We start from the raw sequence: 516 nt of genomic DNA, 5'->3' as shown, positions 1-516 counted from the left end.
TCACCTCATGCCCAATGCGCGGTATCGCCATCATGCCGTATTGGCTGCCCGCCCACCCCTGAGAGACACGAACCCAGCACGAGCTCAATTCATTGCTGTTGGAATACCTATCCCACGGGAAATGCACCTTCACGCGCCCATGCTCATCACAGAATATCTCTTCCCCTTCTGGCCCCACCACCGTCGCCATCATTGGACCATCCACTTGCGGTTTCGGGGTAGGGGTGGCACGCCATTGGCGCTGAGCGGGGATGACCGTAAACGTATTGCTGTAAGTCGTCGCCCCGCTGCCGCCTTCCTCTTCCAAGGCTTGAGGCTGTGTGCCCGTGTGCGTGGCACTCACCACCAACCAAGTGCGGTTGCAACGTTCATCCAAATGGTCGGACAGTGTAAACTTGGTGCCCGCTTGCAGGGCAGGGTGGTTACTTTTGCCATTCGCAATGTGCGCCGTGCGGCGCAGGTAATCCAAGCGATACTGGCTGAACGCCGCGCCACTGTCGTCGTCTTTGTAGCGTG

Annotated in this window: 1 protein-coding gene; it reads right to left on the bottom strand. The window is 58.7% G+C overall.

The window, feature by feature from the left end; genetic code table 11:
* A partial coding sequence (gene tssI / locus HC752_RS24390) for a type VI secretion system tip protein TssI/VgrG (protein ID WP_190337758.1) occupies positions 1–516 on the bottom strand: 516 nt, incomplete at both ends.

The sequence above is a fragment of the Vibrio sp. S9_S30 genome (assembly GCF_014694455.1).
Taxonomy (GTDB): domain Bacteria; phylum Pseudomonadota; class Gammaproteobacteria; order Enterobacterales; family Vibrionaceae; genus Vibrio.
Note: the sequence above shows the minus strand (reverse complement) of the source record. Positions and strands in the feature narration are given on the sequence as shown.